Annotated in this window: 19 protein-coding genes; 10 read left to right on the top strand and 9 right to left on the bottom strand. The window is 64.9% G+C overall.

Annotation, left to right across the window (positions count from 1 at the left end; genetic code table 11):
• Positions 1-4: 4 nt before the first annotated feature.
• The 4 genes from HNE04_RS11520 to HNE04_RS11505 all read right to left on the bottom strand — a co-directional run bounded on the left by HNE04_RS11520 (position 5) and on the right by HNE04_RS11505 (position 5732).
• The gene (locus tag HNE04_RS11520; protein ID WP_172218934.1) at positions 5-2869 is read right to left on the bottom strand and encodes an aconitate hydratase; all 2865 of its coding nucleotides are present in this window, start codon (positions 2867-2869) and stop codon (positions 5-7) included.
• A gap of 91 nt (positions 2870-2960) precedes the next feature.
• Positions 2961-4148 (bottom strand): phosphoglycerate dehydrogenase, encoded by a 1188-nt coding sequence (locus HNE04_RS11515; RefSeq protein ID WP_172218932.1) that lies wholly within the window; start codon positions 4146-4148, stop codon positions 2961-2963.
• Positions 4141-5223: a 3-phosphoserine/phosphohydroxythreonine transaminase gene (gene serC, locus HNE04_RS11510; protein ID WP_172218930.1), complete on the bottom strand. Its 1083-nt coding sequence runs from the start codon at positions 5221-5223 to the stop codon at positions 4141-4143. Before serC ends, HNE04_RS11515 begins: the two co-directional genes overlap by 8 nt.
• 104 nt (positions 5224-5327) lie before the next feature.
• Positions 5328-5732, bottom strand: a complete 405-nt coding sequence (locus HNE04_RS11505) for a hypothetical protein (protein WP_172218928.1) — start codon at positions 5730-5732, stop codon at positions 5328-5330.
• A 109-nt stretch (positions 5733-5841) separates the two neighbouring features.
• On the opposite strand from HNE04_RS11505, the gene HNE04_RS11500 reads away from it, so the two are divergent.
• Positions 5842-6666: a helix-turn-helix domain-containing protein gene (locus HNE04_RS11500; RefSeq protein WP_172218926.1), complete on the top strand. Its 825-nt coding sequence runs from the start codon at positions 5842-5844 to the stop codon at positions 6664-6666.
• A gap of 50 nt (positions 6667-6716) precedes the next feature.
• A complete protein-coding gene (locus tag HNE04_RS11495) occupies positions 6717-8927 on the top strand; it encodes a molybdopterin oxidoreductase family protein (RefSeq protein WP_172218924.1) in 2211 nt (736 codons plus the stop codon).
• On the opposite strand, the gene sbmA is transcribed toward HNE04_RS11495, so the two are convergent.
• Positions 8924-9928, bottom strand: a complete 1005-nt coding sequence (gene sbmA, locus HNE04_RS11490; RefSeq protein WP_172218922.1) for a peptide antibiotic transporter SbmA — start codon at positions 9926-9928, stop codon at positions 8924-8926. The genes HNE04_RS11495 and sbmA overlap by 4 nt on opposite strands.
• A 172-nt stretch (positions 9929-10100) precedes the next feature.
• On the opposite strand from sbmA, the gene HNE04_RS11485 reads away from it, so the two are divergent.
• A complete protein-coding gene (locus HNE04_RS11485; protein ID WP_172218505.1) occupies positions 10101-10913 on the top strand; it encodes a hypothetical protein in 813 nt (270 codons plus the stop codon).
• A 56-nt stretch (positions 10914-10969) separates the two neighbouring features.
• Here HNE04_RS11485 and acnB read toward each other — a convergent pair whose 3' ends face one another.
• The 4 genes from acnB to HNE04_RS11465 are packed head-to-tail and all read right to left on the bottom strand — an operon-like array spanning position 10970 to position 16168.
• A complete protein-coding gene (gene acnB / locus HNE04_RS11480; protein ID WP_172218920.1) occupies positions 10970-13555 on the bottom strand; it encodes a bifunctional aconitate hydratase 2/2-methylisocitrate dehydratase in 2586 nt (861 codons plus the stop codon).
• A 30-nt stretch (positions 13556-13585) separates the two neighbouring features.
• Entirely contained in the window at positions 13586-14155 is a 570-nt protein-coding gene (locus tag HNE04_RS11475; protein WP_172218918.1) for a hypothetical protein, read from the bottom strand.
• 37 nt (positions 14156-14192) lie between these two features.
• On the bottom strand, positions 14193-15167 hold the full coding sequence (locus HNE04_RS11470; RefSeq protein WP_172218916.1) for an HpcH/HpaI aldolase/citrate lyase family protein: 975 nt from the start codon (positions 15165-15167) through the stop codon (positions 14193-14195).
• Positions 15168-15181: 14 nt separating this feature from the next.
• Positions 15182-16168, bottom strand: a complete 987-nt coding sequence (locus HNE04_RS11465) for a malate dehydrogenase (protein ID WP_172218914.1) — start codon at positions 16166-16168, stop codon at positions 15182-15184.
• Between the two features lie 190 nt (positions 16169-16358).
• Here HNE04_RS11465 and HNE04_RS11460 point away from each other — a divergent pair, with 190 nt between their 5' ends.
• The 7 genes from HNE04_RS11460 (at position 16359) to gltA (ending at position 22246) form a co-directional block, all read left to right on the top strand.
• Positions 16359-17150 (top strand): GntR family transcriptional regulator, encoded by a 792-nt coding sequence (locus tag HNE04_RS11460; protein WP_172218912.1) that lies wholly within the window; start codon positions 16359-16361, stop codon positions 17148-17150.
• Between the two features lie 109 nt (positions 17151-17259).
• Complete coding sequence (sdhC, locus tag HNE04_RS11455; protein ID WP_172218910.1) at positions 17260-17694, top strand: succinate dehydrogenase, cytochrome b556 subunit; 435 nt, start codon at positions 17260-17262, stop codon at positions 17692-17694.
• 21 nt (positions 17695-17715) lie between these two features.
• Positions 17716-18081 carry a succinate dehydrogenase, hydrophobic membrane anchor protein gene (gene sdhD / locus HNE04_RS11450; protein ID WP_172218908.1) on the top strand — a complete coding sequence of 122 codons (366 nt, stop codon included), beginning with the start codon at positions 17716-17718 and terminating at the stop codon, positions 18079-18081.
• 3 nt (positions 18082-18084) lie between these two features.
• Positions 18085-19893, top strand: coding sequence for a succinate dehydrogenase flavoprotein subunit (gene sdhA, locus HNE04_RS11445; RefSeq protein ID WP_172218906.1), 1809 nt, complete (start codon positions 18085-18087; stop codon positions 19891-19893).
• Between the two features lie 5 nt (positions 19894-19898).
• A complete protein-coding gene (locus HNE04_RS11440; protein WP_172218904.1) occupies positions 19899-20603 on the top strand; it encodes a succinate dehydrogenase iron-sulfur subunit in 705 nt (234 codons plus the stop codon).
• Between the two features lie 8 nt (positions 20604-20611).
• Entirely contained in the window at positions 20612-20878 is a 267-nt protein-coding gene (locus HNE04_RS11435) for an FAD assembly factor SdhE (RefSeq protein WP_172218902.1), read from the top strand.
• A gap of 57 nt (positions 20879-20935) precedes the next feature.
• A complete protein-coding gene (gene gltA, locus HNE04_RS11430) occupies positions 20936-22246 on the top strand; it encodes a citrate synthase (protein ID WP_172218900.1) in 1311 nt (436 codons plus the stop codon).
• Positions 22247-22268: the final 22 nt, after the last annotated feature.

Below are 22268 nucleotides of genomic sequence, written 5' to 3'. Positions count from 1 at the left end.
TCCCTCAGGCCGCAAGCAACTGCCTGAGCACGAAGGGAAGAATCCCGCCGTGCCGGTAATAGTCCACTTCGATGGGCGTGTCGATGCGCAGCGTCACAGTGAGCTCCTGGCGGCTGCCGTCGGGCCGCGTCACCACCAGAGTCGCGTCGCTTTGCGGCCGCAACATGGGATCGGGGATGACGTCGACCAATTCCTCGCCGTTCAACCGCAGCGTCTGCCAGGTGTCGCTCCCCTTGAACTGCAAAGGCAGCACGCCCATGCCCACCAGGTTGCTGCGGTGGATGCGCTCGAAGCTCCTCGCGACCACGGCCTTGATACCCAGCAGCTGGGTGCCCTTGGCGGCCCAGTCGCGCGATGAACCGGTGCCGTACTCCTCGCCGGCGAAGATCACCGTGGGCCTGCCCTCGGAGATGTACTTCATGGCGGCGTCGTAGATGAACATCTTCCAGGGGCGGCCGTCGGGATCGCGGTAGAGCGTCATCCCGCCCTCCTCCCGCGAGCCGTCGGGGCCGGCCGGAATCATCAGGTTCTTGATACGCACGTTGGCGAAAGTGCCGCGCATCATCACCTCGTGGTTGCCGCGGCGGGCGCCGTAGCTGTTGAAGTCGGGCTTCTTCACGCCGTTGGCCAGCAGCCACTGCCCGGCCGGCGAGCTTTCCTTGATGGAGCCGGCCGGCGAGATGTGATCGGTGGTGATCGAGTCGCCGAACAGCGCCATGACGCGGGCCTCACGGACCGACACCTCACCGGCCGCGGCGGCCGGTTCCAGCGTGAAGTCCTCGAAGAACGGCGGCTGCGCGATGTAGGTGCTCTTGGGCCAGGTGTAGGTTTCGCCGCTGACGCCGCGGATGTCCTGCCACAGCGCGCCCGGCTCGGTCTTGACCTTGGCGTAGTTCTCGCGGAAGGCCTTGCCGTTCATCGCGAACTTCATCAGCTTGTAGATCTCGTCGCTGCTCGGCCAGATGTCGCCCAGCCACACGTCCTTGCCGCCGTGGCCCTTGCCCACCGGCTCGGTCATCAGGTCGCGCAGCACCGTGCCGGCGATGGCATAGGCCACCACCAGCGGCGGGCTGGCCAGGAAGTTGGCCTTGATATTGGGATGGATGCGAGCCTCGAAGTTGCGATTGCCCGACAGGACGGCGGCGCAGATCAGATCGCTCTTGGTGATGGCTTCGTTGATCTCGGTCGTCAGGTCGCCGGAATTTCCGATGCAGGTGGTGCAGCCGTAGCCCGCCAGCGCGAACCCCAGCTTCTCCAGGTAGGGCATCAGGCCCGCCTGCGTCAGGTATTCGGTGACGATGCGCGATCCCGGGGCCAGGGAAGTCTTGATGTGCGGCTTGACCTGCAGGCCCGCCTCCACCGCCTTTTTCGCGAGCAGGCCCGCGGCCAGGAGCACGCCCGGATTGGAGGTGTTGGTACAGCTGGTGATGGCGGCGATCAGCACGTCGCCGTGGCCGATGGTGATGTCTTCCGCCTCAACCCTTGTTGACGGCGCCTCGAACTGGGCGGATGCGAGGGTGGGCTTGTTGCCCTCCATCTCCATCACGGAGCGCGGCGCGGCCGGGGGCGTGGGCGGATTGGCCGGCACCTTGGGATCGGGCTGCTCGCCGGAGGGGTGCACTAGGTGGCGTGTCTGCAGCGTCTCGGCCGGCTGGTTGAAGCCGTTCTCTGCCTGTGGTTTGCTGAACAAGGTGGCGAACTGGCTTGCGACCTTGCCGATCTCGATACGATCCTGCGGCCGCTTGGGGCCCGCCAGGCTGGGCGTGACGTCGCCGAGGTTGAGACGCACGACCTGCGAATAGTCGATATCGCCCGCGCGCGGCACACCAAAGAGTCCCTGCGCCCGGAAGTAGGCCTCGAACGCCTCGATCTCGTCCTTGGTGCGGCCGGTGCCGTTCAAGTATTCGACCGTGCGTTCGTCCACCGGGAAGAAACCCATCGTCGCGCCGTACTCGGGCGCCATGTTGGCGATGGTGGCGCGGTCCGGCAGGGCCAGCGTGCGCGTGCCCTCGCCGAAGAATTCGACGAACTTGCCGACGACCTTTTCTTTCCGCAGGATCTCGGTCACGGTCAGGACCAGGTCGGTCGCGGTGCAGCCCTCGCGCAGGCGGCCGGTCAACTCGAAGCCGACCACGTCGGGCGTGAGCATGTACACAGGCTGGCCCAGCATGGCCGCCTCGGCCTCGATGCCGCCGACGCCCCAGCCCACCACGCCGATGCCGTTGATCATGGTGGTGTGGCTGTCGGTTCCGACCAGGGTGTCGGGATAGTAGACACCGTCCGCGCCCTTGAACACGCCGCGCGCCAGGTACTCCAGGTTCACCTGGTGGACGATGCCGAAGCCGGGCGGAACCACGCCGAAAGTGCTGAAGGCCTGCATGCCCCATTTCATGAACTCGTAGCGCTCGCGGTTGCGCTGGAATTCCAGTTTCATGTTCAGGTCGATCGCGTCCTTGGTGCCGTAGTGATCGACCATGATGGAGTGATCGACCACGAGATCCACGGGAACGAGAGGCTCGATCGCGCCGGCCCGGCGACCCATCCGCGACGCCACGCTGCGCATTGCCGCGAGGTCGGCCAGCAGGGGAACGCCGGTGAAGTCCTGCAGCACCACGCGCGCCACCACAAAGGGGATCTCTTCGGTGCGGTCGGCGTTGGGAAACCAGTTGGCCACCTGCCGCACGTGTTCGGGCGTGACCTTGTTGCCGTCGCAGTTGCGCAGCACCGATTCCAGCACGATGCGCATGGAGACGGGCAACCGTTCCACCTTGGGAAACTGCTGGGCAAGAACCGGGAGCGAAAAGAACTTGCCGGTCTTTCCGGAGGCGGTCTTGAAGGACTTCTGGGTGTTGGCGAAAGCGTGGGGCATCTCAACTCCGGTGTTATTGCTCTTGGCGCCATTTTGCAACCATCGGCCTTCACCCCGGAGCCGTTACGGTTCCTTTCAGTCCCCGGGCCTGCTAGTCCGCCTGGGGCAGGTACCGTACCGCCAAAACCCCCTCGATGCCCCTGAGCGCGGCGACGACGACGTCGCCCACGGCACTGTCCACGTCCACCAGGGTGTAGGCCATGTCTCCGCGCGACTTGTTGACCATGTTGTGGATGTTCAGGCCCGCCTGAGCCATGGCGGTGGAGATCTGGCCTAGCATGTTGGGCACGTTGGCATTGGCGATGGCCACGCGATAGCGCGACTCCCGTTCCATGCTGACGTTGGGGAAATTGACCGCGTTGGCGACGTTGCCGTTTTCCAGGTAGTCGCGCAGCTGGTCCGCCACCATGACGGCGCAGTTCTCCTCGGCTTCACGGGTCGAAGCGCCCAGGTGCGGCAACGCCACGACCTTGGGATGCTTGAGGATGTGGCCGCTGGGAAAATCGCAAACGTACCAGCCGAGCTGGCCGCGGCCGAGCGCGGCCAGGACGGCCGAGTCGCTCACTACGCCTTCGCGGGAGAAGTTCAGCAGCACGGCGCCGTGCTTGGCCAGCGAAACGTTCTTCTCGTTGACCAGGTCGCGCGTTGCTTCCACCAGCGGGACATGCAGGGAGATGAAGTTGGCGTTCTTGAGCACGTCGGCGACGCTGCCGGCCTTCTTCACCTGGGCCGGCAGGCTCCAGGCAGCATCGACGGTGATTTCGGGGTCATAGCCCAGCACATTCATGCCCAGCTTGATGGCGGCGTCGGCCACCAGGCAGCCGATCTTGCCCAGGCCGATGATGCCCAGCGTCTGGCCCGCCAGCTCGTAGCCGGCAAAGTGTTTCTTGCCGTCTTCGACTGTCTTGTCCAGGTCGGCGGACGCAGGGTCGAGTTGCTCGACGAAGCGCTGCGCGGGCGCAAGATTGCGCGCCGCCATCAGCATGCCGGCCAGGACCAGCTCCTTCACCGCATTCGCGTTGGCGCCAGGCGCGTTGAACACCGGCACGCCGCGCGCGCTCATCGCCTTGACGGGGATGTTGTTGGTGCCGGCGCCGGCGCGGGCGATGGCCTTGACGCTGGCCGGGATCTCCATGCCGTGCATGTCCGCCGAGCGCACCAGCACGGCGTCGGGGTCGGCGATGTCCTTGCCCGCGGTGTAGGTTTCCGCGGGCAGGCGCTTCAGGCCGTTCGGCGAGACCTGGTTCAGGACCAGGACCTTGAACAGCCTGTTAGCCATGTTGGGCCTCGAATTCCTTCATGTACGCAACCAGCGCCTTGACGCCCTCGATAGGCATCGCGTTGTAGATGGAAGCGCGCATGCCGCCCACGGAGCGGTGGCCCTTGAGCTGGATCATGCCCTTGGCCTGGGCGCCCTTGAGGAAGGCCTCGTCCAGCGAGTCGTCTTTCAGCTTGAAGGGCACGTTCATCAGCGAACGGTCATCCTTGGCCACGGGGTTGCGGTAGAAGCCGCTGTTGTCCAGGAAGTCGTAGAGGATCGCGGCCTTGGCCTTGTTGTGCGCTTCCATGGCCTTCAGGCCGCCCTGCTCCTTGATGTACTTGAGGACCAGCCCGGCGATGTAGATCGCGTAGGTCGGCGGCGTGTTGTACATCGAGTCGTTCTCGGCCTGCAGCTGGTAGTTGAATGCCGAAGGAGTGATCGGCAACGCGTGGCCGAGCAGGTCGTCGCGCACGATGACGACGGTGACGCCCGAGGGTCCCATGTTCTTTTGCGCACCCGCGTAGATCAGGCCGTACTTGCTGATGTCGATGGGGCGCGACATGATGTTGGACGACATGTCGGCCACCAGCGGCACCTTGCCGGTGTCGGGCGTCCAGTGGTATTCCACACCGCCGATGGTCTCGTTCGAGCAGATGTGCACATAGGAAGCCTCGGGATCGAGCTTCCATTCGCTCTGCTTGGGGATGGCCGTGAAGTGGCCCGCCTCGCTCGAAGCCGCCACGTTGACCTTGCCATAGGTCTTGGCTTCCTTGATCGATTTCTTGGACCATTCGCCGGTGTTGACGTAGTCGGCCTTGCCGCTCTTGCCGATCAGGTTCATGGGGACGATGGCGTTCTCGCCGATGGCGCCGCCCTGCAGGAACAGCACCTTGTAGTTGGCCGGTACGCCGAGCAACTCGCGCAGCAGGCTCTCGGCCTCGGCGTGGATGGAGATGAACTCCTTGCCACGGTGGCTCATTTCCATCACCGACATGCCCGAGCCGTGCCAATCGATCATTTCCTCGGCTGCCTTGCGCAGCACGGGTTCGGGCAGGGTTGCGGGGCCGGGGCTGAAATTGAATACGCGGGTCATGGGCTTTCTCTCTTGATGCTGGGAATGAAAAACCGGGCATGGCGCTCTCGGTAGCGCCAAAGTTCCACAGCATACAAGAAAGAAAAGCCCTCTTTATGGCCCCGTCATGCCCAGCCGGCCCGCGGGGCGCGGCGCAGGCCGAACCACTCCAGCTCGGCCAACGCGGCCACCGCCAGGGCGTGGACAACGACATAGGCTTGGCCGAGCGGCGTCAGGGCCGACGCATTCATCATGAACACCACCGCACAGGCCCCGACCCAGGCCCAGTTGGCGGCGATCAGCATGCTCACGCCGGCACGCGGGATCGGGTCGCAGGCGGCCAGATACGTTGCCATCGCCACGTAGACCAGCAGTGCAACGCCGCTCATCACCAGCACGCCATGGGGCACGCCCAGCAGTTCGGCCAGCAGGCCGGCTGCCAGCAGGTGCAGCAGGCTGCTCCCGGCCCCGGCCGCAGCGTCGGCCCGGAGCACGTTGCGAAGGAATTTGGGAGAAGCGAAGATGGACATGAGAAGCTCCTTTCGGTTTGAGAGGCCTCGATATTTCCCCCGCTGCGGCCGCCGGTCGATTACGCGCCAGGTAATAGGAGTTCGCCGGCGCTGGGCCTACGATGGCGCCATGAACACTGCGACCCACTCCGCTCACCGCCCGGCGCCCAGGCCTTTTGGCGAGCACCTGCGCCATTGGCGCCAGCACCGGCGCCTGTCCCAGCTGGACTTGGCGCAGGAGGCCGAGATTTCCACCCGCCACCTCAGCTTCGTCGAGACCGGCCGTTCGGTTCCCAGCCGCGAGATGGTGCTGCGCCTGGCCGAACGCCTGGACGTGCCGCTGCGCGAGCGCAATGCCCTGCTCGTAGCCGCCGGATACGCGCCCATGTACCGCGAACGCCCGCTGGATGACCCGGCGCTTTCGGCTGCGCGCCAGGCCGTGGAGCTGATCCTCAAGAGCCACGAGCCCTACCCGGCATTGGCGGTGGACCGGCACTGGAACCTGCTGGCGGGCAATGCCATGCTGCCGCACCTGATGGCGGGAGCCGATCTGGAATTGCTGCAAGGGCAGATCAATGTGCTGCGCCTGAGCCTGCATCCAAAAGGTTTGGCGCCGCGGATCGTGAATCTGGGCCAGTGGCGCAACCACCTGTTCGAGCGGCTTCGCCAGCAGATCCACGCCACCGGCGACAGCGTGCTGCAAGCTCTGCTGGAAGAGCTGCGCGCCTATCCCGTGCCCGAAGGCGCCGGCGACACCCACCTGGACGGCGAGCTGCTGGGCGTGGCCATGCCCTTCAAGTTCCAGACGCAATACGGCGTGCTCAATTTCATCAGCACCACCACGGTGTTCGGCACGCCGATCGACGTGACCTTGCAGGAACTGGCCCTCGAAACCTTTTTCCCGGCAGACGCAATGACGGGCGACGTTCTTCGAAAACTGATGTCGCCCGCGTGATCGCGCGCGGGCGGGGTATCGGGGAGGATGGGCAATCTGGAGACACCGACATGAGCGAAACCATCCACCACCGCATCTGCCCCCTGTGCGAGGCCTGCTGCGGGCTGGAACTCAAAGTGAACGAAGGCAAGATCGTCAGCATCCGCGGGCACGAGGCGGACGTCTTCAGCGCGGGCTACATCTGCCCCAAGGGCGTGGCCTTGAAAGACCTGCACGAGGACCCGGACCGCCTGCGCACGCCGCTGATCAAACGCGATGGCGAGTTCGTCGAAGCTACTTGGGACGAGGCGTTTGCCGAGATCGAGCGCAGGCTGCCCCCGGTCATGGCCGCACACGGCCGCGACGCGGTCGCCATGTCGCTGGGCAATCCGGCCGCGCACAAGATCGGCCTGCTCATGTACGGGCCGAAGCTGATGAAGGCACTGGGCACGCGAAGCATCTTTTCCGCATCCACGCTGGACCAGATGCCCAAGCACCTGTCCAGCGGCCTGGTGTTCGGCCATATGTTCAGCATCCCGATCCCCGACATCGTGCGCACCGACTACCTGCTGATGCTGGGCGCCAATCCGATGGCCAGCAACGGCAGCCTGTGGACCGTCCCCGATTTCCGCGGCAAGGCCAAGGCCTTGCGCGCGCGCGGCGGCAAGTTCGTAGTGGTCGATCCGCGCCGGACGGAAACCGCGGCGCTGGCCGATGAGCATCACTTCATCAGGCCGGGCGCCGACGTGTTTCTGCTGCTGGGCATGGTGCATACCTTGTTCGACGAGAACCTGGTGCGCCTCGGCCGTGTCGCGCCCCACGTCGACGGCGTGGATGCGGTGCAATCCGCGGTCCAGCCCTTCGCGCCCGAGAAGGTTGCCGATCGCTGCGGCATTCCGGCGGCGGACATCCGTCGCCTGGCCCGTGAGCTCGCGGCGGCACCACGCGCTGCTGTCTACGGCCGGATCGGCACCTGCACCCAGGAATACGGCACGCTGGTGAGCTGGCTGGTCGACGTGCTCAACACGCTGACCGGGCATCTGGACGAGCCCGGCGGCGCGATGTTCGCCAAGGCGGCCGCCTTCGCGGCCAATACGGCGGGCACGCCCGGCAGCGGGCGCGGTGTCATCACCGGCCGCCACAAGAGCCGTGTCAGCGGCGCGCCCGAGGTGTTCGGCGAACTGCCTATGACCTGCATGGCAGAGGAGATGGAGACCTCGGGGCCGGGGCAGATACGGGCGCTCATCACCATCGGCAGCAACCCGGTTCTTTCGTCGCCCAATGGCCTGCGCCTGGCCGCGGCCCTGGACAAGCTGGACTTCATGATCAGCATGGACATCTATGTCAACGAGACCTCGCGCCATGCCGACGTGATCCTGCCGGCTCCCTCCGCCCTGGAAGACAGCCACTACGACGTTGCGTTTCCCCAGCTGTCCTGGCGCAACCACGCGCGCTACAGCGCCGCGGTGTTCGACCTGCCGCAGGGCCAATTGCCGGAATGGGCGACGCTGCTGAAGCTGACGGCGATCGTGCAAGGCGGGGGCGCCAAGGCGGATCCGGCCCAGCTCGACGCTGAACAGTTCGGGCGCGAAGCCACCAAGCTGTTCGCCGACAAGGCGGCCGCCGTGATCGAGGCTACGGCCCACCTGAAGGGGCCATCGCGGCTGCTGGACATGGCCCTGCGCAACGGCCCCTACGGCGACGGGTTTGGAGCGACGCCGGACGGACTGAACCTGGCCAAGGTGCAGGCAGCCCCTGGCGGCATCGACCTCGGCGAACTCACACCGCGGGTGCCGGAAATGCTGCGCACGCCCTCGGGCAAGATCGAACTGGCGCCGCCCTCGCTGCTGGCCGACCTGCAGCGCCCGGCTCAGGACCTGGCGCGGCAGACCCCCTCCATGGTCATCATCGGCCGGCGCGAAGTGCGCTCCAACAACAGCTGGATGCACAACCTGCCGCTGCTGGCCAAGGGGCCCGAGCGCTGCACCGCGCTGGTCCACCCCGAAGACGCGCAACGCCTGGGACTGGCCGACGGCACGATGGCCCGCATCTCGAGCCGCGCAGGGAGCATAGAGGCCCGCGTCCAGCTGAGCGGCGACATGATGCCGGGCGTGGTGAGCCTGCCGCATGGCTGGGGCCACAACCTGGCAGGCACCCGCCTCTCGCTGGCAGCCAAGCGCCCGGGCGCCAACCTGAACGATCTGCTCGATGAGAACTGGCGCGACCCGCTGTCGGGCAATGCCGTGCTCAGCGGCATCGAAGTGGAGCTAGCGGTCGCCTAGGCGCGTTCGGGGAGTGCCGCAGCGGTGTCGGGCCGCTCGATCTGCTGTTCGAAAGCGCGCAGCCGCTTGTAAACGGAGATCAGCTCGATCACCGTGCTCCAGCTGAGCACCAGGAACTGGAACGCGCTTTCCACGCGCCCGAATGCGCGCACGATCTGCTGCATCACCCCCAGGGTGACGACGCCGCCGACCAGCGTGGGGGCCAGCGCAATGTAGGGCACCAGCACGCCGAACTGCAGGTACGACCACTTCGCCACGTCGAAATAGAGGTAGTGGAAGAACAGGCGGAAATAGTTGCGGCGCACTTCCCCGAACAGAGTGCCCGCCACCGGCTGTGACGCGCGGCTCGCGTCGTCCTCGCCGTAGACGAGCTCCTTGCGGTAGGCCGCCTCGACCCGTTGGTTCTGGAATTGCAGTCCCGGCAGCTTGATGCCCACGATCGCGAGGAGCACAGTGCCCGCCAGCGCAAAGCCGATCGCCACCCAGACCAACGAGTACGGCACCACTCCAAAAAACGGCAGCTCCGTGACCTTGGCCGACAGCGTCGCCAGGATGGGCAGAAACGCCGCAAGCACCATCAGGCTGCGCATGAAGTCCACGCCCAAGCCTTCCATGATGCTGGCAAAGCGCATGGTGTCTTCCTGAACCCGCTGCGCCGCCCCTTCGATATGGCGCAGCTTGTGCCAATGCTGCATGTAGTAGTCGTTCATCGCCGTGCGCCAGCGGAAGATGTAGTGCTTGACGAAGAAGTCCAGCACGACTGCGATGGTCACGTAGAGCATGGCGATGCGAAAGAACGTTGAGATCTGGCCCCAGTACTCGGCCATCGTGATCGTTCCGGGCTTGCCTAGCGCCTTCTGGATCAGGTCGTAGAAAGTACCGAACCACTCGTTGATCTGAACGTCCAGCTGCACCCGATACCAGGTGGCGAACAGGATCAGCGCCGTGCCCAGCAAGGACCACGGCAACCAGCGGCGCGAAAAAAAGAAGGATCGAAACATTGGCGCGTACCTCGCGTGTTGGGTTTGCAGGCATCGTAGCCGCTCGGCAGTGACTGGGGCGAATGGCTGTGTCAGGTTTTCCGGACGCCTGGACTCGCCGCAATCCGACCCCACTGATCAGCTGGCGCGAACACGATGGGGCGTTTGCACATCTTTGTTTCAGGAGCACATCGTGAAAGCGTTCAAGAGGAAATTCGGGTTGACCCTGCTCACAGCCGCGCTGGTGGGCTCACTGGGCGTGACATGGACTGACGACAGCTTTGCGAAAGGCGGTGGCGGTGGCGCCGGTGGTGGTGGCTCCGGCGGCGGTGGCTCCGGCGGCGGTGGTTCCGGCGGCGGCGGTTCCGGCGGCGGCGGTTCCGGCGGCGGCGGTGCTGGTGGAGCCGGGGGTGGTGATGGCGGCGGTGCTGGTGGTGGCGCTGGAGCGGGCGGCGGGGGTGCCGGTGGGGCTGGCGCCGGTGGCGCAGGCGCCGGTGGTGCTGGAGCGGGCGCCGGTGGTGCTGGAGCCGGCGGGGGTGGTGGCGCTGGGGGTGCCGGCGGCGCTGGTACTGGCGGTGGTGGTGGCGGCGGCACCGGCGGTGGCGGTGGTGCGGGCGGGTCTGCCGCAGGTACGGCGGCTTCCGGCGGCGGAGTCGGTGACGGCCCAGGCGCCGAAGGCCCTGGCTCCGGCGTGGCGCCAGCCGGCATGGCCTTCGTTCCGAGGCGAGCAAGGGCCACGGCAAGCACCGTCGTGCCTCAGCGCGCCGTGGTTGCTGCTCCGGCCGTGGCAGCCACTCCGGCCGTTGTGGCCACTCCAGCAGTGGTTGCGATTCCGGCTATCGTGGCCGCTCCCTTGCCAATCGTGGCGGAGACTTCGCCCGTGCCAGCCGCTCAGTTGCCAGTGGGAGAACCCCTTCCCGCCCCCGCGCCCGATACGACGTTCATGGGCGGCGCACCGAGCAGCAATCCGCCGGCCGGCCCCTTGCGCGCCCCGAGGGCCTTCTGAGCCCGCGCCCATAAAAAAAGCGGCCGCGAGGCCGCTTTTCTATGGATGGACTCGCTCTAGGCCGCGACTGTGTCGGCCTGGTCCTTGAACTCCTTGATCTGGTCGAAGTTCAGGTACTGGTACACGGTGCCGCTGGCGGCCGTGAGCACGCCCATATCCACCAGGTACTCTTCCTTCGTCGGGATGCGACCCAGCTTGGAACAGATCGAAGCGAGTTCGGCGCTGCCCAGGTACACGTTGCTGTTCTTGCCCAGGCGGTTGGGGAAGTTGCGGGTGGAGGTGGAGAACACCGTGGCGCCCTCCTTCACCTGCGCCTGGTTGCCCATGCACAACGAGCAGCCCGGCATCTCCATGCGAGCGCCGGCCGTGCCCAGCACGCCGTAATGGCCTTCCTCGGTCAGCTGCTTGGCGTCCATCTTGGTCGGCGGGGCCACCCACAGCTTGACCGGGATATCGCGCTTGCCTTCGAGCAGCTTGGAAGCCGCACGGAAGTGGCCGATGTTGGTCATGCACGAGCCGATGAACACCTCGTCGATCTTGGCGCCGGCGACCTCGGCCAGCGTCTTCACGTCGTCCGGATCGTTCGGGCAGGCCACGATGGGCTCGTGGATGTCGGCCAGGTCGATCTCGATCACGGCGGCGTAGTCGGCGTCGGCGTCGCCCTTGAGCAGCTGCGGATTCTTCAGCCAGGCTTCCTGCGCGGCAATGCGGCGACCCAGCGTGCGCGCATCCTGATAGCCCTGCGCGATCATCCAGCGCATCAGCGTGATGTTGCTGTTGATGTACTCGATGATGGGCTCCTTGTTCAGGTGCACCGTGCAGCCTGCGGCAGAGCGCTCGGCGGATGCATCGGACAGCTCGAAGGCCTGCTCCACCTTCAAATCGGGCAGGCCTTCGATTTCAAGGATGCGGCCGGAGAAGATGTTCTTCTTGCCCTTCTTTTCCACCGTGAGCAGGCCCTGCTTGATCGCGTAAAGCGGAATGGCGTTGACCAGATCGCGCAAGGTGACGCCGGGCTGCATCTGGCCCTTGAAGCGCACCAGCACCGACTCGGGCATGTCCAGGGGCATCACGCCCGTGGCCGCGGCGAACGCCACCAGGCCGGAGCCGGCCGGGAAGCTGATGCCGATAGGGAAGCGGGTGTGGCTGTCGCCGCCGGTGCCGACGGTGTCGGGCAGCAGCAGGCGGTTCAGCCAGCTGTGGATCACGCCGTCGCCCGGGCGCAACGAAACACCGCCGCGCGTGCTGATGAAATCAGGCAGCTCATGATGCATCTTCACGTCCACCGGCTTCGGATAGGCCGCCGTGTGGCAGAACGACTGCATCACCAGGTCCGCCGAGAAGCCCAGGCAAGCCAGGTCTTTCAGCTCGTCGCGGGTCATCGGACCGGTGGTGTCCTGCGAACCCACGGAGGTCATCTTCGGCTCGCAATACGTGCCCGGGCGCACGCCCTGGCCCTCGGGCAGGCCACAGGCGCGGCCGACCATCTTCTGCGCCAGTGTGAAGCCCTTCTTGGTGTCGACCGGTGCCAGCGGCAGGCGGAACAGCGTGGAAGGCGGCAGGCCCAGCGCCTCGCGCGCCTTGGCCGTGAGGCCTCGGCCGACGATCAGCGGAATACGGCCGCCGGCGCGCACTTCGTCGAACAGCACGTCGCTCTTGACCTTGAATTCGGCGATCACTTCGCCGTTCTTGAGCGCCTTGCCTTCGTAGGGACGCAGTTCGACCACGTCTCCCATTTCCATCCTGGAAACATCCAGCTCGATCGGCAATGCGCCGGCGTCTTCCATCGTGTTGTAGAAGATCGGGGCGATCTTGCCGCCAAGGCAGACGCCGCCGAAACGCTTGTTCGGAACGAACGGGATGTCTTCGCCGGTGAACCACAACACCGAGTTGGTGGCCGACTTGCGCGAGGAGCCCGTGCCGACCACGTCGCCGACGTAGGCCACCAGGTTGCCGCGCGAGCGCAGCTCTTCGATGAACTTCACCGGGCCGCGCTTGCCCTCTTCCTCGGGCGTGACGCCGGGACGCGGGTTCTTGTGCATGGCCAGCGCGTGCAGCGGGATGTCCGGGCGGCTCCAGGCATCGGGCGCCGGCGAAAGGTCGTCGGTATTGATTTCGCCGGAGACCTTGAAGATCGAGACCTTGATGCTTTGAGCCACTTCGGGGCGGCTGGTGAACCACTCGCCGTCGGCCCAGCTTTGCAGCACGGCTTTGGCGTGGGCATTGCCCTTGTCGGCCTTTTCCTTGACGTCGTGGAACTGGTCGAACATCAGCAAGGTCTTCTTCAGGCCTTCGGCGGCGACGCCTCCCACCTCGGCGTCGTCCAGCAAATCGATCAACGGACTGATGTTGTAGCCGCCCAGCATGGTGCCCAGCAGCTGGGTCGCCTTCTCGCGGCTGATGATCATGCATTTCTCGGTGCCGTGCGCCACGGCCGCGAGGTAGCTGGCCTTGACCTTGGCGGCATCGTCGACCCCTGCCGGCACGCGGTGCGTGATCAGGTTGAGCAGGAAGTCGGCCTCGGCGGTCGAGGGGTTCTTCAGCAGCTCGATCAGGTCGGCGGTCTGCTTGGCCGACAGCGGCAAGGGCGGGATGCCCAATGCGGCGCGTTCGGCGACATGGTCAACATAGGCTTGCAACATCGTTTTTCTCCGTTCTATCGAATTTGGGGGCTAGTTGGGCCCCGTCTTGGTGACCGAGTTGGGCGACGAAGGCGTCGGCTCCAGGATGCTCGGCAGCGGGTTGGTCTTCAGGGTTTCGGCATAGGTCAGCTGCGCCGGGCTCTGGCACTCGTCTGCCAGCCGCTGGCCCAGCTTCTGGCTCATCAGCATGGACTTGTTGCCCAGCTGCAGCCACATGGCGCCGCGCTGCGGGTCTTCCAGGCGGATCGCGCCGGTGCGGCTTTCCACCGGGTGCATGCGGAAGCGGTGGCCCTTGGTCGTGACGATGAACATGCCTTCACGCTTCATCGGGGTGATCTTCACGCTGGCGCCCAGCTCGCACGGGATCTCGCCGACATAGACCTTCTTGGACATTTCGATGTCGGCCTCGCTCAGCTTGATGCTGAGGTCGTCGTCGATGGGGGTGTTCTCTTCGACAGCCTTGCGTGCCGAGGGGGCCAGCTTGGCCTTGGGCGCCGGCTTGGCAGCGGGCGCAGCAGCGGGTTTTGCCGCGGGGGATGCCTGGGCCAGTGCCAGCGCAGGTGCGGCGGCGATGAGGACAGCGGCGAGCAGATTTTTCATGTAATTTAGTCTCCGAGGAAAATTGATGACGCGGGGCTTAGAACCAGCCCAGCACTTCTTCAGGGAGCTGCCTTCCGGTCCGGTGCGCCTTCTCCAACACCTGCCAGTAGTAGCGGTAGCTTGCCCTGTCCTCTAACTTACCCTGGAAACTGATCGGTGCCCAGTCGGCTCGGGCCGCGGCCGTGATTATTTTGCAAGCCGTGTCGGTTTCTTGAGCACTGGGCGCGAACGCTTCGAGAATGGGGCGGATCTGGTCGGGATGAATGCTCCACATCCGCGTGTAGCCCAACTCGCGCGCGGCCCTGCCCGCCGCCCGCGCCAGCGCCTTGGTGTCCTTGAATTCCGTCACCACGCCATGCGATGGCACCTTGCCTTGGGCATGGCAGGCCGAAGCGATCTCCAGCTTGGCGCGCACCACCAGCGGATGCGTGAACTGGCCTTCGATGCCCATGCCTTCCGAGGGGATCGCTCCGCCATGCGCGGAAACGAAATCCATCAGGCCGAAGCTCAGCGACTGCACGCGGGAATGTGCAGCGATGTCGAAGGCGCGGTGTACCGCCGCCGGCGACTCGATCAGCACATGCACGGGCAACCGGCCGGCGCCGGCAGCGTCCAGCGCCTGGCAGGCACGCTCCACGTCCTGCACCGACTCGACCTTTGGAACCATGATGTGGCACAGCTTCTTGCCGGCCTTGCCTGCAACGATGGCGATGTCCTGTTCGAAGGCGGGGTGGTCCACCGGATGAACGCGCACCGCGACCCGCGCCTTCTCGCCCGCCAGCAGGGCCAGCGCGACGACCAGGGCGGCATGCTCGGCCTCGCCGCCGACCGGCGCGCCATCCTCGCAATCGAGCGTGACGTCGAAAACGCAGGCGCCGAATTCCTCGGTCATCTCGGCCTGCAACTGCAGGCTCTTTCGCATCCGCGCCTCGACGCCGCTGTAATGGTCGCAAACCGGAAGGAAGCCGGCTTGCGCCTGGGCGCCGAGCAGAACTTCGCGCGGATGTTTCAACTAGTCCTCGTCAATCAGAGCAGGTGGGCCACGCCGGCCTGCTCGTCCTGCAGTTCCTTGAGCGTCTTGTTGATGCGTTCCTGGCTGAACGCGTCGATCTCCAGGCCCTTGACGATCTCGTACTTGCCGTCCCTGGTGGTGACCGGGAAGCCGAACATGATGTCCTTGGGGATGCCGTAGTCGCCGTTGGAAGGCACGCCCATGGTGACCCACTTGCCGTTGGAGCCCAGGGCCCAGTCGCGCATGTGGTCGATGGCGGCGTTGGCGGCGGAAGCGGCGGAGGACAGGCCGCGCGCTTCGATGATGGCGGCGCCGCGCTTGCCCACCGTGGGCAGGAACGTCTCGGCATTCCAGACCTGGTCGTTGATCATGTCCTTGACGGCTTTGCCACCCACGGTGGCAAAGCGGTAGTCGGCGTACATGGTGGGCGAATGGTTGCCCCACACGGTGAGCTTTTCGATGTCGCCGACCTTGGCACCCGTCTTGGCAGCAACCTGCGACAGCGCGCGGTTGTGGTCGAGGCGCAGCATGGCGGTGAAGTTCTCGCGCGGCAGGCTGGGCGCGCTCTTCATGGCGATATAGGCGTTGGTGTTGGCGGGATTGCCGACGACCAGCACCTTGACGTTGCGGCTGGCAACCTTGTCGAGCGCCTTGCCCTGCGCGATGAAGATGGCGCCGTTGATCGACAGCAGCTCGGCGCGTTCCATGCCGGGGCCGCGGGGGCGCGAGCCGACCAGCAACGCGTAGTCGGTGTCCTTGAATGCGGTCATCGGGTCGCTGTGGGCTTCCATGCCGGCGAGCAGCGGGAAGGCGCAGTCTTCCAGCTCCATCATCACGCCCTTGAGCGCCTTCTGGGCTTTCTCGTCGGGAATTTCCAGCAGCTGGAGGATGACGGGCTGATCCTTGCCCAGCATTTCGCCCGAAGCGATGCGAAACAGCAGGGCGTAACCGATTTGACCTGCGGCGCCGGTGACGGCAACGCGGACGGGCTTTTTGCTCATGGGGAAATCTCCGAAACGTTTAATGGAAACTGGGTCGGCTGCAGGTGCCGCACCCTCGCGCGAACCATGCTGACAGCCGGCGAGTTTACTCGCGAAAACCCTAGGGCGTCAATTTGTCTTATGTCTTATATAAGATATGATTCGACAAGTTTCAAGCTTTCATTCCCGCCCTGACCCAACCCTGACAGCGATGGCCCAAACGCCCTCCACTTCCACCGACAACGGCATTGCCGCGGCCGATGCACAGGTGCCGGCAACGCCCGCTTTCAGCCCGCTCTACCAGCAGATCAAGGCCCTCATCCTGCAAAGCCTGCAGGCCGGCGAATGGAAACCCGGCGAGGCCATCCCCAGCGAGATGGAACTGGCGGCGCGCTTTCGCGTGAGCCAAGGCACGGTGCGCAAGGCCATCGACGAACTCTCTGCCGAGAACCTGGTGGTTCGCCGCCAGGGCAAAGGCACCTTCGTCGCGACCCATTCCGAGCAGCACGTGCAGTACCGCTTCCTCAAGCTGATGCCCGACAGCGGCGACCGCGACAGCGAGGGTCCTGCCCAGCGTTCGGTACTGGAATGCAAGCGGGTGCGCGCCACGGCCGAGGTTGCCCGTTCGCTGGCGCTGCGCTCCGGCGACCCCGTGGTGCAAGTACGCCGCATCCTGTCCTTCGGCAGCGTCCCCACTATCCTGGAAGACCTCTGGCTGCCCGGCAATACCTTCAAAGGCATCACGGCCGACCAGGTCGCCGGCTACCAGGGTCCCACGTACGCGATGTTCGAGGTCGAATTCGGCGTCCGAATGGTTCGGGCCGAGGAGAAAATCCGCGCGGTGCTGCCCGACGCGCAGCAGGCGGTGCTATTAAAAGTAGAGCAGCAGATGCCGCTACTGAGCGTCGAGCGGGTGGCCTACACCTATAACGACGTGCCCATGGAACTGCGCCGCGGCCTCTATCGCACCGATACGCATCACTATCGAAATGAACTGAGTTAGAGGGGCATGATGAAACCTCTGTGTCAGCTTGTTGCGTTGCAATAGAATTTTGGGTTGTTCGCATTTCACCGAAAACAGCACGCATGCCTCCCCCCACGAAAGCCACCCCATGACAGAGCTTGCCAAAAAGCGGCCGGAATTTCGCAATATCAACGCGCTGACGGACCTGCCCTCCTACCGCCTGCCCGCCGCGGGCTGGGTTTCCATCCTGCATCGCGTCAGCGGCGTGCTGATGTTCCTGCTGATGCCATTCATCATCTGGATGTTCGACACCTCCCTCTCCTCCGAACTCTCGTTCGCCAAATTCAGGGCCGCCTTCAATAGCGGCCTTTGGTTTGTTCCGGGCTTCCTCATCAAGCTTGTCGCCCTGGCCCTCATCTGGGCCTTCCTGCATCACTTCATCGCAGGCGTGCGCCACCTCTGGATGGACGTGAGCCACGCAGCCGTGACCAAGGAATTCGGCGCGAAGTCGGCGCAGTTCACGCTGATCGCCAGCGTGCTGCTCACCCTGGTGCTGGGCGCCAAGCTGTTCGGCCTTTACTAGAACAACAAGGAGCACCAACAAATGTCAGTGAATTACGGCTCCAAGCGCATCGTCGTCGGCGCGCACTATGGCCTTCGCGACTGGCTCAGCCAGCGCGTCACGGCGGGCCTGATGGCCCTGTTCACCCTGATCGTGCTGGCGCAGGTCATCTTTTCCAGGGGCCCCATCGGCTACGACAAATGGGCCGGCATCTTCGCCGCCCAGTGGATGAAGGTGCTGACCTTCGCCGTCATCGTGTCCCTGTTGTGGCACGTGTGGGTGGGTATGCGCGACGTTTTCATGGACTACATCCAGCCGGTCGGGATTCGCCTCGCGCTCCAGATCTTCACCATCGTCTGGCTGACGGCGTGTGCCGGATGGGCCATTCAAGTCCTCTGGAGACTGTGAGCCATGAGCTATACCAACAAAGACATCACCCGGCGGAAATTTGACGTCGTTATCGTGGGCGCCGGCGGTTCCGGCATGCGCGCCTCGCTGCAGCTGGCGCGCGCCGGCCTGAACGTGGCGGTGCTCTCCAAGGTCTTCCCGACCCGCTCGCACACGGTTGCGGCGCAAGGCGGCATCGGCGCCTCGCTCGGCAACATGTCCGAGGACAACTGGCACTATCACTTCTACGACACGGTCAAGGGCTCGGATTGGCTGGGCGACCAGGACGCGATCGAGTTCATGTGCCGCGAAGCGCCCAAGGTCGTCTATGACCTCGAGCACATGGGCATGCCCTTCGACCGCAACCCGGACGGCACCATTTACCAGCGCCCGTTCGGCGGCCACACGGCCAACTACGGCGAAAAGCCGGTCCAGCGCGCCTGCGCCGCGGCCGACCGCACCGGCCACGCCATGCTGCACACGCTGTACCAGCAGAACGTCAAGGCCAAGACCAGCTTCTTCGTCGAGTGGATGGCGCTGGACCTGATCCGCGACGCCGACGGCGACGTGGTCGGCGTCTCCGCGCTGGAAATGGAAACCGGCGACCTGCACATCCTGGAAGCCAAGACCACCCTGCTGGCCACCGGCGGCGCGGGCCGCATCTTCGCCGCTTCCACCAATGCCTTCATCAACACCGGCGACGGCCTGGGCATGGCGGCGCGCGCCGGCATCCCGCTGGAAGACATGGAGTTCTGGCAGTTCCACCCCACCGGCGTGGCCGGCGCGGGCGTGCTGCTGACCGAGGGCTGCCGCGGCGAAGGCGCCATCCTCTTGAACAGCAACGGCGAACGCTTCATGGAGCGCTATGCCCCCACCTTGAAAGACCTGGCGCCGCGCGATTTCGTGTCGCGCTCGATGGACCAGGAAATCAAGGAAGGGCGCGGCTGCGGTCCCAACAAAGACTACGTGCTGCTCAAGCTCGATCACCTGGGCGCCGAGACCATCCACAAGCGCCTGCCCTCGGTGTACGAGATCGGCGTCAACTTCGCCAACGTTGACATCACCAAGGAACCGATTCCCGTGGTGCCGACCATCCACTACCAGATGGGTGGGGTTCCGACCAACATCAATGGCCAAGTCGTGGTGCAAAAGGGCGACGTGCACAACGCCGTGGTCAACGGCCTCTACGCGGTGGGCGAGTGTTCCTGCGTCAGCGTGCACGGCGCCAACCGCCTGGGCACCAACTCGCTGCTCGACCTGCTGGTGTTCGGCCGCGCGGCGGGCAACCACATCGTTGAATTCGCCAAGGGCAGCAAGGCGCACAAGCCGCTGCCCGCCGATGCAGCGGATCTCACGCTGGAGCGCCTCAACCGCCTGGAAAACACCAACTCCGGCGAATACGCCCAGGACGTCGCCAACGACATCCGCGCATCGATGCAGAAGCACGCGGGCGTGTTCCGCACCCAGGCCATGATGGACCAGGGCGTGGTCCAGATCGCTGCGCTGCGCGAACGCGTGAAGTCGCTGGCACTCAAGGACAAATCCAAGGTGTTCAACACCGCCCGCGTCGAGGCGCTGGAAGTCGAGAACCTGATCGAGTGCGCGCAAGCCACCATCGTCTCGGCCGCAGCCCGCAGGGAATGCCGCGGCGCCCACACGGTGAGCGACTACGAGCGGCCGGCGGACGATCCGGTCGCGCCGCTGGGCCGCGACGACGCCAACTGGATGAAGCATTCGCTCTGGTACAGCGAGGGCAACCGCCTGTCGTACAAGCCGGTCCAATTGAAGCCACTCACGGTCGAGTCGGTGCCTCCCAAAGTCAGGACGTTCTAAAAATCATGCAAAAACGCACTTTCCAGATCTACCGCTACGATCCCGAAAAGGACGCCAAGCCGTACATGCAGACCATCGAGATCGAGCTCGACGGCAACGAGCGCATGCTGCTGGACGCCCTGATGAAGCTCAAGGCGCAGGACCCGACGCTGTCGTTCCGCCGCTCGTGCCGCGAAGGGGTATGCGGTTCGGACGCGATGAACATCAACGGCAAGAACGGCCTGGCGTGCCTGACCAACATGCTCACGCTGAAGGACCCGATCATCCTGAAGCCCCTGCCCGGCCTGCCCGTGATCCGCGACCTGATCGTGGACATGACGCAGTTCTTCAAGCAGTACCACTCGATCAAGCCGTACCTGGTCAACGACAACATTCCGCCCGACAAGGAGCGCCTGCAGTCTCCCGAAGAGCGCGAAGAGCTCAACGGCCTGTATGAGTGCATCCTGTGCGCGAGCTGCTCGACCAGCTGCCCCAGCTTCTGGTGGAACCCCGACAAGTTCGTGGGCCCGGCCGGCCTGTTGCAGGCCTACCGCTTCATCGCCGACAGCCGCGACGAAGCGACGGCCGAGCGCCTGGACAACCTCGAAGACCCGTATCGCCTGTTCCGTTGCCACACCATCATGAACTGCGTGGACGTGTGCCCGAAGGGTCTGAACCCGACGCTGGCGATCGGCAAGATCAAGGAACTGATGGTGCGCCGCGCGGTGTGACGGATGAGATGGACGATGCACTGATCGATGAGCGGGCGCTCAGCAAACTCAAGTGGCGCTGCCGCCGCGGTTTGCTGGAAAATGACCTGTTCATCGAACGGTTCTTCGCACGGCACGAGGCCAGCCTCACGCTGAGGCAGGCCGCGGCTTTGAATGAATTGATGGATTTGGCAGACAACGACCTGCTGGACCTGCTGCTGAGGCGTCGGGAACCCGAGGGCGAGATAAATACAAGCGATGTGAGACAAGTGCTCGAAATGCTGCGAAGCCGATGACTTTGCGGGACAGATCTTCAGCTCTGTCCTCAACTGATTAAATTGAAGGAAATCGTTATGAAACTCGCCGACAACAAAGCCACCCTGTCGTTCAGCAACGGCAGCCCCAACGTCGAGCTGCCGGTCTATACCGGCAGCGTCGGCCCGGATGTGATCGACATCCGCAAGCTCTATGCCCAGACTGGCATGTTCACTTATGACCCGGGCTTCATGTCCACGGCCGCTTGCCAATCGTCGATTACCTACATCGACGGCGACAAGGGCGAGTTGCTGTACCGCGGCTACCCGATCGAGCAGCTGGCGACCCAATGCGACTTCCTGGAAACCTGCCACCTGCTGCTGTACGGCGAGCTGCCGGATGAAGCCGGCAAGAGGGACTTCACCAAGCGCGTGACCATGCACACCATGGTCAACGAGCAGATGCAGTTCTTCTTGCGCGGTTTCCGCCGCGACGCCCACCCGATGGCCATCATGACCGGCCTGGTCGGCGCGCTGTCGGCGTTCTATCACGACAGCACGGACATCAACAATCCAGAGCACCGCGAGATCTCGGCGATCCGCCTGATCGCCAAGATGCCCACGCTGGTGGCCATGGCCTACAAGTACAGCGCCGGCCAGCCCTACATCTACCCGAAGAACGACCTCTCCTACGCCGGCAACTTCCTGCGCATGATGTTCGCTACGCCCTGCGAGGAATACACCGTGAGCCCGGTGCTCGAGCGCGCGCTGGACCGCATCTTCATCCTGCACGCCGACCACGAGCAGAACGCCTCCACCTCGACGGTGCGCCTGTGCGGCTCCTCCGGCACCAACCCGTTCGCCGCCATCGCAGCCGGCGTGGCCTGTCTCTGGGGTCCCGCCCACGGCGGCGCCAACGAGGCGGCGCTGAACATGCTCTACGACATCCAGAAAGCTGGCGGCGTGGAGAAGATCGGCGAATTCATCAAGCAGGTGAAGGACAAGAATTCCGGCATCAAGCTGATGGGCTTCGGCCACCGCGTGTACAAGAACTACGACCCGCGCGCCAAGCTGATGCAGGAAACCTGCAAGGAAGTGCTGGGCGAGCTGGGCCTGCATAACGATCCCCTGTTCAAGCTGGCCATGGCCCTGGAGAAGATCGCGTTGGAAGACGAATACTTCGTTTCGCGCAAGCTCTACCCGAACGTGGACTTCTACTCCGGCATCGTCCAGCGCGCCATCGGCATCCCGGTCTCGCTGTTCACGGCCATCTTCGCGGCCGCCCGCACCGTGGGCTGGATCGCCCAGCTCAACGAGATGATCGGTGACCCCGAGTACAAGATCGGCCGCCCCCGTCAGCTCTACACCGGCGCCCAGCGCCGCGAGGTCCTGCCGCTGGCCAAGCGCTGATCCAGCGTCCCGGAAAGCCGGC

The sequence above is a fragment of the Caenimonas soli genome, from assembly GCF_013155545.1.
Lineage (GTDB): Bacteria > Pseudomonadota > Gammaproteobacteria > Burkholderiales > Burkholderiaceae_C > Ramlibacter > Ramlibacter soli.
Note: the sequence above shows the minus strand (reverse complement) of the source record. Positions and strands in the feature narration are given on the sequence as shown.

What these genes read in the sequence shown, in the direction of transcription:
- HNE04_RS11435 (WP_172218902.1), top strand. Translation starts at nt 20,612, where the DNA reads ATGGACGATGCACTGATCGATGAGCGGGCGCTCAGCAAACTCAAGTGG.
- sbmA (WP_172218922.1), bottom strand. Translation starts at nt 9,928, where the DNA reads ATGTTTCGATCCTTCTTTTTTTCGCGCCGCTGGTTGCCGTGGTCCTTG.
- HNE04_RS11440 (WP_172218904.1), top strand. Translation starts at nt 19,899, where the DNA reads ATGCAAAAACGCACTTTCCAGATCTACCGCTACGATCCCGAAAAGGAC.
- gltA (WP_172218900.1), top strand. Translation starts at nt 20,936, where the DNA reads ATGAAACTCGCCGACAACAAAGCCACCCTGTCGTTCAGCAACGGCAGC.
- HNE04_RS11515 (WP_172218932.1), bottom strand. Translation starts at nt 4,148, where the DNA reads ATGGCTAACAGGCTGTTCAAGGTCCTGGTCCTGAACCAGGTCTCGCCG.
- serC (WP_172218930.1), bottom strand. Translation starts at nt 5,223, where the DNA reads ATGACCCGCGTATTCAATTTCAGCCCCGGCCCCGCAACCCTGCCCGAA.
- acnB (WP_172218920.1), bottom strand. Translation starts at nt 13,555, where the DNA reads ATGTTGCAAGCCTATGTTGACCATGTCGCCGAACGCGCCGCATTGGGC.
- HNE04_RS11520 (WP_172218934.1), bottom strand. Translation starts at nt 2,869, where the DNA reads ATGCCCCACGCTTTCGCCAACACCCAGAAGTCCTTCAAGACCGCCTCC.
- HNE04_RS11500 (WP_172218926.1), top strand. Translation starts at nt 5,842, where the DNA reads ATGAACACTGCGACCCACTCCGCTCACCGCCCGGCGCCCAGGCCTTTT.
- HNE04_RS11475 (WP_172218918.1), bottom strand. Translation starts at nt 14,155, where the DNA reads ATGAAAAATCTGCTCGCCGCTGTCCTCATCGCCGCCGCACCTGCGCTG.
- HNE04_RS11495 (WP_172218924.1), top strand. Translation starts at nt 6,717, where the DNA reads ATGAGCGAAACCATCCACCACCGCATCTGCCCCCTGTGCGAGGCCTGC.
- HNE04_RS11465 (WP_172218914.1), bottom strand. Translation starts at nt 16,168, where the DNA reads ATGAGCAAAAAGCCCGTCCGCGTTGCCGTCACCGGCGCCGCAGGTCAA.
- sdhA (WP_172218906.1), top strand. Translation starts at nt 18,085, where the DNA reads ATGAGCTATACCAACAAAGACATCACCCGGCGGAAATTTGACGTCGTT.
- HNE04_RS11460 (WP_172218912.1), top strand. Translation starts at nt 16,359, where the DNA reads ATGGCCCAAACGCCCTCCACTTCCACCGACAACGGCATTGCCGCGGCC.
- sdhD (WP_172218908.1), top strand. Translation starts at nt 17,716, where the DNA reads ATGTCAGTGAATTACGGCTCCAAGCGCATCGTCGTCGGCGCGCACTAT.
- HNE04_RS11505 (WP_172218928.1), bottom strand. Translation starts at nt 5,732, where the DNA reads ATGTCCATCTTCGCTTCTCCCAAATTCCTTCGCAACGTGCTCCGGGCC.
- sdhC (WP_172218910.1), top strand. Translation starts at nt 17,260, where the DNA reads ATGACAGAGCTTGCCAAAAAGCGGCCGGAATTTCGCAATATCAACGCG.